Genomic DNA, 9,513 nt, shown 5'->3' on the forward strand with positions numbered 1-9,513 from the left:
GAAATAGTAGTTAAAGCAAACTAAATTTTGTTGGAGCGCCGTGTGCGGGGAAACTCGCACGCACGGTGCGGAGTGGGGGAAAATTCGGAGATAACTTCAAAGAATTACCTATCACTATAGATTTTGCCCCCTGACCTCATTACCTTTTCCAAGGACGCCGCCGAGCTGCTGGCCGACCTCCAATCCCGCAACGAGAGAATGTTCAACATGACCTTCCTGGTGCTGCACACGGCGGAGACCCGGCAAAAGCTGGAGATTGCCGTGTCCCAGGCGGCCAGCGTCGCCCAGACCTACAACTGCCTTTTGACCCGGCTGGATTTCCAGCAGGAGGACGGGCTTATGAGCAGCCTTCCGTTGGGCCTCAACCGTATCAAGATTGAACGGAGCTTGACCACTTCGGCCCTGGCGGTGTTCGTTCCCTTTGTCACCCAGGAGGTATTCATGGGCGGCGACGCCATGTACTACGGCCTCAACGCTCTCTCCAACAACATGATCCTGCTGGACCGCAAGCAATCCCGCTGTCCCAACGGCCTTGTGTTCGGCACGCCCGGCAGCGGCAAATCCATGAGCTGCAAACGGGAGATCACCTTTATCATGCTGATGACCCAAGATAATGTCATCATCTGCGACCCGGAGGACGAGTATTCGCCCCTGGTGAAGCGGCTGGGCGGTCAGGTGATCCGTCTGTCCCCGTCCAGCACCGACTATGTGAACCCCCTGGACATCAATCTCAACTACTCCGAGGAAGAAAGCCCGCTGGCGCTGAAAAGCGACTTCGTGCTGTCCTTCTGCGAGCTCATCATGGGCAGCAAGACCGGCCTGGAGGCCATCGAGAAAACGGTCATCGACCGGGCGGTGCAGATGATCTATCAGCCCTACTTTGCCGACCCGCGGCCGGAGAATATGCCGATTCTGGGCGACCTGATGAACGCCCTGCTGTCCCAGCACATCCCGGAGGCCGACCGGGTGGCCCAGGCGTTGGACCTCTATGTGAACGGCTCCCTGAACTTCTTCAACCACCGCACCACCGTGGACATCTCCAACCGCCTTGTCTGCTTTGACATCAAGGGCCTGGGCAAGAACCTGAAAAAGCCGGGTATGCTCATTGTCCAGGACGCGGTGTGGAACACCGTTACCATCAACCGTGTCATTGGCCGGTCTACCAGGTATTTCGTGGACGAGTTCCACCTTCTGCTGAAGGAGGAACAGACTGCGGCATACAGCGCCGAGATTTGGAAACGGTTCAGAAAATGGGGCGGCATCCCCACCGGGGCGACCCAGAACCCCAAGGACCTGCTTTCCTCCCCGGAGATTGAAAACATCCTGGAAAACAGTGATTTCATCTATATGCTCAACCAGGCGGCAGGTGACCGGAAGATACTGGCGGAGCGGCTGAACATTTCTTCCGAACAGCTTGCCTATGTGACCAACTCCGAGCCGGGCCACGGGCTACTGTTCTTCAACAATGTCATCCTGCCCTTTGCGGATGACTTTCCGAAGGATACCGAGCTCTATAAACTGCTCACCACCAAGCCCAGCGAGGTGGAAAAACAACTTTAATCTTCAATAATATGGAAGGGGGTGATATAATGTAATGGGATAAACTATACAAGGGGGTCAAATATGAATTTCATAAGTTTGCAAAAAACATTGGCTCAAAATAAAGTGTATGATGCATGGCAGTATGTTCAGAGTCTAGCAGAAACCCTCGGCTATATGGATATGTCAGCAGAACTGCTCGAAAAAGTATATGCGCACAGGTTGGCTGTTTTAGAAGAAACGGCGCAGGGGCTTTTGCAAACTGCCGTCGAAACCGGAAAAGCAAGTATTACGGAGCAAACATTAAAAGAAACTCACCTCGATATAGCTGGGGTTAAATTGGATGATTCCATTTTTTTAAAAAAGACATCGTTGGAGTTCTTCCATTATGCCCGATTGAGCATGGATATTTTATTCCAAATTATAAATGCGTCTCTGTTGGGTGACAGCGCCATTGATGTTGAAGACAAAGGAATTGTTGGGAAATTACTAACGGCAATCGGGCGAGAACCGAACTTTGCCACATTGAAAACCATGCTTGATTCGGTGAAAACAGCAAATGAGTTTTCCTACTTGCAGGGGTTCGATAACCATGTCAAGCATATTAAAACCATATTGGTAAGTGTCAATAATAGTTTTATTTTGGGAAGCCAGAACACATTCCAAATTGCTGCCTTTAGTTACGGTGGTACAGAATACCCTACATGTAATACAATAGCTAAAGTTCGTGAAATACAAGCGTATGTAACCCATACCGTTGAACAGATATTGATTGAAACAGAAAAGCAAGTACCTAACTGTCTGGATACGCAAAAGCGCATACAAAATTTGAGTTTTCATATGCAAGTGCAGGAACATGAAGGTACATCTTCTATAGATTATATTTCATTCTTTATTTATGTGAATAATGATCTGAGTGAGTTGCCATCGGAAATAAATGTTTATCCTTTGCTTATAAAGCCGAACGGTGATATTTATAGTTTTGATTTTCGTTTTGAAGAAATTTTTATCAAAAAGAGAGCGGATGATTCTATTGTCGGTGTAGCAAAAATAAAAAATGGCCTGCTCTCTAACGAAGTATATCGTGCGTTTACTGTTTCTCCTTGTGATGCGCAAGAATACGCAGAATATCTTTGTACTTTTAAGCAAAAGCATCACTCAGTACACCTCAATTTTGGTGCCTTAGAAGGAACAATAGTTTTTTATGACCCCAATGATGCTAAACAACAATAATCAAGGCTAAAACGAAAGCCCGCCTCAACCGAGGCGGGTTTTCTTATGCCCAAAATTCAGAAAGGAATACGAAATGGAACAGGAAAAGTTGTATGTCATCGAGGAAAAGACCTACGAGGCGCACATCGACGAGGAAGTGCATCTCTACGGGCTGCTGCATCAGCTTGCCTTCCTTGCCGGAAAAATTAAGGACCGCCGGGACATGGAGAACCTGATCGACACCGCCCGGCGGTACGGCGAGATTGCCGACCAGATGTTTGACCGCTGGAGCATCCCTGGCCGCTATCTGGTGTTCGGCGACAAGGCCGACCTTGCCCGGCTGAAGGCCCTGGAGCTGTGCGAACTGGACGCCTTTTATGTGGACTGCGAGGACGACGAGGATCAGTCCCATGCCTAACCGCCTCACCCATGTCAGCCTCTTTTCCGGCATCGGCGGGCTGGACCTTGCGGCGGAGGCGGCAGGCTTTGAAACGGTCTGTCAATGCGAGTGGGCGGACTATCCCTATTCCATCCTGCAAAGGCATTGGCCGGATGTGCCGAAGTTCCGGGACATCACCACATTCACGAAGGAGGCGTTTTTTGAGAAAACAGGACTTGAAACCATCACGATCCTCTCCGGCGGATTCCCGTACCAGCCCTTCTCCACCGCAGGAAAGCGGCGGGGCTTTGCGGATGAACGCTACCTGTGGCCGGAGATGTGCCGCGTTATTGCCGAACTGCGGCCCCGTTGGGTGCTTGGGGAAAATGTTGCTGGCTTCATCAATATGGGGCTCGACAAAACGATTTTTGACCTGGCAAAAGCGGGATACGCTGTTCTCCCATTCGTATTTCCGGCTTGCGGCGTCGGCGCATGGCATGAGCGCCAGCGAACTTTTATCGTCGCGGCTGATGTTTCCCACGCCCCTTGCCTCCGACAAATCCACGGGGCGGGACGCTGCCAACCTGGATGTGTTCCTGTCGGAGAGTGGGATACTCCGCAAACGGAACAAGGACGGGACCATCTGGAGCCTCAGCCTGTCGGCGGCGGTGTTCTACCTGACTCCGGCAGCATCGGAGGGCTACCGTTCCACCCTGAAACCGGCGGCCTTCCGGGACAAATCCCCGTCCTCCAACCTGTCGGCTCAGGTAATCCGGCAGGAGCAGCCCCTTTCCGAGAAAGCGGCGCTGAACCCGGACTGGGTGGAATGGCTTATGGGATTCCCCCCGAAATGGACGGACGCATCCTATGGCGTGCTGAGCCCGAAGGAGTCCCCCGCATGACCGAGGACACGGACAACCGGGCGCTGCGGCTGAAAACTCTGGGAAACGCGGTCTGCCCGCCCCAGGCCTATCCCATTTTCCAGTACATCGCCATGATCGAAACCGGGGTGTGTGTCAATATCTGCCCCTATAGAACAGGAGGTGACGCACCTTGAAAGAATGGAAAGCCCCCGAAAAGGAGGCGCAGAAGATGACCCGTGACGGGGCGGTATCCGTCAATCTGGTCACGGGCGAGACGACCTATCCCTCTGACCGGACGCCGGAGCAGGACCATTCTGCATCCGGCGACACGGCGGGCGCCGCTGGAAAAGCGGTGGATCGTGTGGAGTTGCACCATGAACGAAAATCGGAAAAGAAGCAACGCCGAAAACAGCGCAGGGCTTATCGGGAGGGCGAGGCGGCAGCGGGCCGTCTATCCTCCCGATTGCAGTTTTCCGAGGCAGACCAGGCGGCACCGGAGCTGCAAGGGGCCATCCGCAAGTCGGACAAGGCGGCGGACCGGCTGGATGCCGCCAGGGATGCGATCCCTAATAAGAGTCCGGGAAAGCCCCACGCCAATCCGCTGTCCCGTCCCATTCAGGAGGCAGGTGCGGCGATCCACGGCAAGGTCCGGGAGGTGGAGCAGGAAAATTCCGGCGTCCAGTCGGGTCACCTGGGGGAACGCAGCTTTGAGAAGGCTGTGGGCTACGGAAACCGCCGTGTCCAGAACTGGCGGGCGGAACGCAAGCTGAAACCCTGGCGGGACGTGGCAAAGGCGGAGCAGGCGGCGGTCAAGGCCAATACGGATTTCTACTATCGGAAAGCCGTGGCGGAGAACCCCCAGCTTGCATCCAATCCCATCTCCCGCCTGTGGCAGAAACGGAAGCTGCAAAAGCAATATGCGGCGGCATACCGGGCGGCGGGCAAGACCGCCCGGGCTGGAAAAACAGTGGAGGCCACGGCAAAGGCGGCCAAGAAAACCGCCCAGGAGTCCAAGCGCACCGCCCTTTTCCTGAAACGGCATTGGAAGGGCGCGTTGATCGTGGGCGGCATCGGCCTTCTGCTGGTGATGCTGCTGGGCTCCCTGCAATCCTGTTCCTCCATGTTCGGCGGCGGGGTGTCCAATATCATGGCGTCCTCTTATCTCTCCGAGGATTCCGATATGCTGGCGGCGGAAGAAGCCTACTGCGCCAAAGAAGATGAATTGCGGGAGTACCTGGATACCTACGAGGCCACCCACGACTATGACGAGTATCACTTCGACTTAGACGAGATCGAGCACGACCCCTATGTGCTGATTTCCATTCTGTCGGCACTCCATGAAGGGGTGTTCACCATCGACCAGGTACAGGGCGACCTTCAAACCCTCTTTGACAAGCAATATATCCTCACCGAAACCGTGACCACGGAGACCCGCTATCAGACGGAAACAAGGACAGACAGCGAGGGCAACGAGTACGAGGTGGAGGTGCCGTACACCTGGTATATCTGCACCGTCACGCTGGAAAACTTCAACCTATCCCATGTGCCAGTTTACATGATGGGTGAGGAACAGCTTTCCTTGTACGCCACCTATATGTCCACCCTGGGCAACCGTCCCGACCTGTTCCCGTCCTCCGGGTATGTGAACAAGTACATCGAGAATCCGCCGACTGCCTGGGAGATTCCCGCTGAATACCTGACGGACGAGCGGTTCAACACCCTCATTACCGAGGCGGAAAAATACCTAGGTTATCCCTATGTGTGGGGCGGCAGCAGCCCCAGCACCTCTTTTGATTGCAGCGGCTTCGTCAGTTATGTGCTGACCAACAGCGGCCTGTGCAATACCGGGCGGCTGGGCGCCCAGGGGCTCTACAACATTTCTACCCCGGTATCCGACCCCCAGCCCGGCGATCTGGTGTTCTTCGTGGGCACTTACGACACCAGCGGTGTGTCCCATGTGGGTATCTATGTGGGCGACGGGATGATGCTGCACTGCGGCGACCCTATCCAGTATTCCAACCTGAACACAAGTTACTGGCAGTCCCATTTCTACGCATACGGCAGACCGCCCTACAACTGATGGAGGTGATAAAGCATCAATATGGTTTCCTACGGGGGCGGTGCCAACAGCACCGCCCTTTTGGTTGGACTGCATCAGCACCGCATCCCGGTGGACCTGATTCTCTTTGCGGATACGGGGGCAGAGCATCCCCACACCTACGCCTATCTGGATGTGATGGATGACTGGCTGAAGGACCACGGGATGCCGCCCATTACCAGAGTGTATAAGACCACCCGTGACGGGAAACGGCTGACGCTGGAAGACAACGCCCGGAAAAACCTGAAAACGGTCAAGGGCCTGGGGCGGAACTATTCCTGGAGAGAACGATTTGGAAAGGAGTTTTGCACACATGGCAACGGTTGAGAAAATCCGCAAGGACATTGAAAAGACGAAGGAGAAGATCTCCACCCAACAGAAGCGCCTTCGGGAACTGGAGGCGCAGCTCACCGAGGAAGAAAACCTGGAGATCGTCCGCATGGTCAAGGCGGTGCGTATGGACAACAAGGAGCTGACCGCCTTCCTGAAGGCCTACGCCAGCGGCCTTATCACCCTGCCCGACGGGATGATGGAGGCGGAGGCAGCGGCGGACCCTGATGACGCGAATGTGGAAGGAATGGAGGATGGCGAAGATGAAGCGTAACAGAGTTTTTCGCCTCTTGGCGTCCCTGACGGTGGTGGTCCTGTGCATGACCGCCTTTTCCGTCACCGCCTTTGCGGGCGGCGGGGATGGAGACTATTACACCGTGGAGCCCGCCGAGACGACCCCGGAACCCACCGAGGAACCGGCCACCGGAGGCATGGAGCCGGAGGGCCAGTCCCTGACCCCGGAGGGCAACGCCACGCTGGTGGACGATTATTACGGCGATAAGCAGCTTATCACCGTGACTACGAAAGCGGGCAACTATTTTTACATCCTGATCGACCGGGCCAACGAGGACAAGGAGACCGCCGTTCACTTCTTGAACCAGGTGGACGAAGCCGACCTGATGGCGCTGCTGGAGGACGGACAGACGGAGGAAAAGCCCGCTGCTTGTACCTGCGCCGAGAAGTGCCAGGCCGGTGCGGTGAATACCGCCTGTCCGGTCTGTGCGGTAAATATGAGCGAGTGCGCCGGGAAAGCGCCGGAGGTGGAGCCGGAGCCCGAACCGGAGCCGGAGAAAGAGTCCGGCAACGGCGGCGCCCTGGTGCTGATCCTGCTGCTGGCGGTTCTGGGCGGCGGCGGAGCCTTCGCCTACATCAAGTTCATCAAGCCCAAGCAGAGCGCAAAGACCAGCGCCAATCCGGACGATTATGAGTTCGAGGACGAGGAATATGAGAACGAGGATGACCTGACATTGGAGAGTAAGGCATTTATGAATAATGGATCTATGGACGAAACGAAGTGAAAAAGGAAATATAAAAACTACGGTGTTCATCAGAGTGAACACCGTAGTTTTTATAAGAAAAATTTTGAAAGCAGAAAACCTCCAACAAGACCAACTATGCAAAAAAACGCACTCCACGCAACAGAAATTCTCCCGGATTTTTTGCTTTCGTACTCGATTTTCTTGCCGAAAATCTTTGTGACGGCATCAACCTCTTTTTGACTCATAGAAGCAATAATTTTTGAGGTTTCGGCTTCAGATTTCCATTTTTCAGCTAATTCTTTCTGCTTTGCAAATTCAGCTTCAACTTCCGACATAAGTTGTGCTGATTTGCTTAGTGATTCAGTTAGCTCGTTAATTTTGGATGTGAGTTTCTTACTGCTTTCCTCATCTTTCTTCAATAGATTTGCTTTTGTAAATAGTTCATCAAGTATGGTTGCACTTATTCCAGTAGCGGACGATAACATTGAAATTAGAATATCTACAAGCACCATGTTTCCCTTCCTTTCCCATTAGAGTATAAAGCGGACAAACTTAAATGACAATAGCAGGAGAATGATATATGCAACTTGTAATCTGTGAAAAACCGAGTGTAGCAAAAAGTATCGCGTCGGCCCTGGGTGTCACATCCAGGGCCGATGGCTATTTTGAAGGAAATGGGTATCTCATTTCCTGGTGCATCGGGCATTTGGTGGGGCTGGCAGACGCGGCCGCCTACGATGACCGCTATAAGAAGTGGCGGTATGAGGATCTTCCCATCCTGCCCAATCCCTTCCGCTATGTAGTGTCCGAGGAAAAGGCCACCCAGTTCCACATTCTCCGTTCCCTGATGGAGCGTCCCGATGTGATGGAGCTGGTCAACGCCTGCGACGCGGGCCGCGAGGGCGAGCTGATCTTCCGGCTGGTCTATGAGGCCGCCGGATGTTCCAAGCCCTTCTCTCGCCTCTGGATTTCTTCGATGGAGGACGCAGCGATCCGGGAGGGCTTTTCCGATCTGCGCCCCGGCAAGGACTATGACCCGCTGTATCAATCGGCACTTTGCCGCCAAAAGGCGGACTGGCTTATTGGTATCAATGCCTCACGGCTCTTTTCGGTGTTGTATCATCGAACGTTAAATATTGGGCGGGTGCAGACGCCCACCCTGGCGATGCTGACCGACCGGGACGGTAAGATCGTCCTGTTCCGCAAGGAGAAATACCATCATGTGCGGCTGACGCTGGAGGAGGCCGAGGCGGTCAGCGACCGCATTGTTTCCCCGGAGGACGCCCAGACCATCCGGGACGCCTGTGACGGGCAGCGGGCCGTATGTGTATCCCTGGTGCGGGACAAAAAGACGGAGAAGCCGCCCAAGCTGTACGACCTGACCACCTTGCAGCGGGAGGCAAACCGGGTGTTCGGCTACACGGCCAAGCAAACCCTGGACTACGCCCAGTCGCTCTATGAAAAGAAGCTGCTGACCTATCCCCGCACGGACAGCCGGTATCTGACGGTTGACATGGCGGAGACCGCCTCCGTGGTCCTGCATCTGGCGGCGCGGGTGCCGCCCTTCGACGCCTGCCCGGAGTTTTTCCCCGATGTTCTGGCGCTGGTGAACGACAAGGAGGTATCTGACCACCACGCCCTGATTCCCACCCTTGAGCTGGAAAAGGCGGATGTTCCTGCGCTGCCTGTGGGCGAGCGCAATATCCTTCTGCTGGTCTGCTGCAAGCTGCTGTGTGCGGCAGCGGAGCCTTTCGTGTATGAGGCGGTCACAGCCACCTTTGATTGCGGCGGACATACCTTCAAGGCAAAAGGAAAGCAGGTACTTTCCCAGGGCTGGCGGGCAATCCAGGAGGTGTTCCGTTCCTCCCTGAAAGAGAAGCTGGAGGATGAAGAGGCCGAGGGCGTCCTTCCGGCCTTGACCGAGGGACAGGTTTTTGAGCCGGTCGCCGCCTCCGTCACCGAGCACTTCACTTCACCTCCCAAACCCTACACCGAAGTTATATGCTATGAAAGGGGGATAAGAAATCGCCCATAGAAAGGAGAAACTTTTATGAAAGCAAGGAAAACTGACAAGGGCAAGATAACCGCATTATACGAGCGTTTGAGCCGCGA

Annotated in this window: 8 protein-coding genes and 2 pseudogenes; 9 read left to right on the forward strand and 1 reads right to left on the reverse strand. The window is 54.4% G+C overall.

The window, feature by feature from the left end:
- Positions 1-120: 120 nt before the first annotated feature.
- The 8 genes and pseudogenes from H8S11_RS13415 to H8S11_RS13450 all read left to right on the forward strand — a co-directional run.
- Positions 121-1,560: pseudogene (locus tag H8S11_RS13415) on the forward strand (VirB4-like conjugal transfer ATPase, CD1110 family); the annotation flags it as partial.
- Between the two features lie 63 nt (positions 1,561-1,623).
- Complete coding sequence (locus H8S11_RS13420; RefSeq protein ID WP_186853495.1) at positions 1,624-2,772, forward strand: hypothetical protein; 1,149 nt, start codon at positions 1,624-1,626, stop codon at positions 2,770-2,772.
- Between the two features lie 73 nt (positions 2,773-2,845).
- Positions 2,846-3,169: a hypothetical protein gene (locus tag H8S11_RS13425; protein ID WP_186853496.1), complete on the forward strand. Its 324-nt coding sequence runs from the start codon at positions 2,846-2,848 to the stop codon at positions 3,167-3,169.
- Positions 3,162-4,187: a DNA cytosine methyltransferase gene (locus tag H8S11_RS13430; protein ID WP_186853497.1), complete on the forward strand. Its 1,026-nt coding sequence runs from the start codon at positions 3,162-3,164 to the stop codon at positions 4,185-4,187. Before H8S11_RS13425 ends, H8S11_RS13430 begins: the two co-directional genes overlap by 8 nt.
- Entirely contained in the window at positions 4,184-6,073 is a 1,890-nt protein-coding gene (locus H8S11_RS13435; RefSeq protein ID WP_243201067.1) for a C40 family peptidase, read from the forward strand. Before H8S11_RS13430 ends, H8S11_RS13435 begins: the two co-directional genes overlap by 4 nt.
- 21 nt (positions 6,074-6,094) lie before the next feature.
- Positions 6,095-6,418 carry an adenine nucleotide alpha hydrolase family protein gene (locus H8S11_RS13440; protein ID WP_186853498.1) on the forward strand — a complete coding sequence of 108 codons (324 nt, stop codon included), beginning with the start codon at positions 6,095-6,097 and terminating at the stop codon, positions 6,416-6,418.
- On the forward strand, positions 6,405-6,695 hold the full coding sequence (locus H8S11_RS13445; RefSeq protein ID WP_186853499.1) for a DUF4315 family protein: 291 nt from the start codon (positions 6,405-6,407) through the stop codon (positions 6,693-6,695). The genes H8S11_RS13440 and H8S11_RS13445 overlap by 14 nt, the downstream gene beginning before the upstream one ends.
- Positions 6,685-7,440 carry a DUF4366 domain-containing protein gene (locus H8S11_RS13450; RefSeq protein WP_186853500.1) on the forward strand — a complete coding sequence of 252 codons (756 nt, stop codon included), beginning with the start codon at positions 6,685-6,687 and terminating at the stop codon, positions 7,438-7,440. The genes H8S11_RS13445 and H8S11_RS13450 overlap by 11 nt, the downstream gene beginning before the upstream one ends.
- A 50-nt stretch (positions 7,441-7,490) precedes the next feature.
- Here H8S11_RS13450 and H8S11_RS13455 read toward each other — a convergent pair whose 3' ends face one another.
- A complete protein-coding gene (locus H8S11_RS13455) occupies positions 7,491-7,913 on the reverse strand; it encodes a hypothetical protein (RefSeq protein WP_186853501.1) in 423 nt (140 codons plus the stop codon).
- A 68-nt stretch (positions 7,914-7,981) separates the two neighbouring features.
- Between H8S11_RS13455 and H8S11_RS13460 the strand changes: the two are divergent.
- Positions 7,982-9,397, forward strand: a pseudogene (locus H8S11_RS13460) (DNA topoisomerase); the annotation flags it as partial.
- Between the last annotated feature and the right edge of the window lie 116 nt (positions 9,398-9,513).

The organism is Flintibacter hominis, from assembly GCF_014287965.1.
Taxonomy (GTDB): Bacteria; Bacillota; Clostridia; order Oscillospirales; family Oscillospiraceae; genus Lawsonibacter; species Lawsonibacter aceti.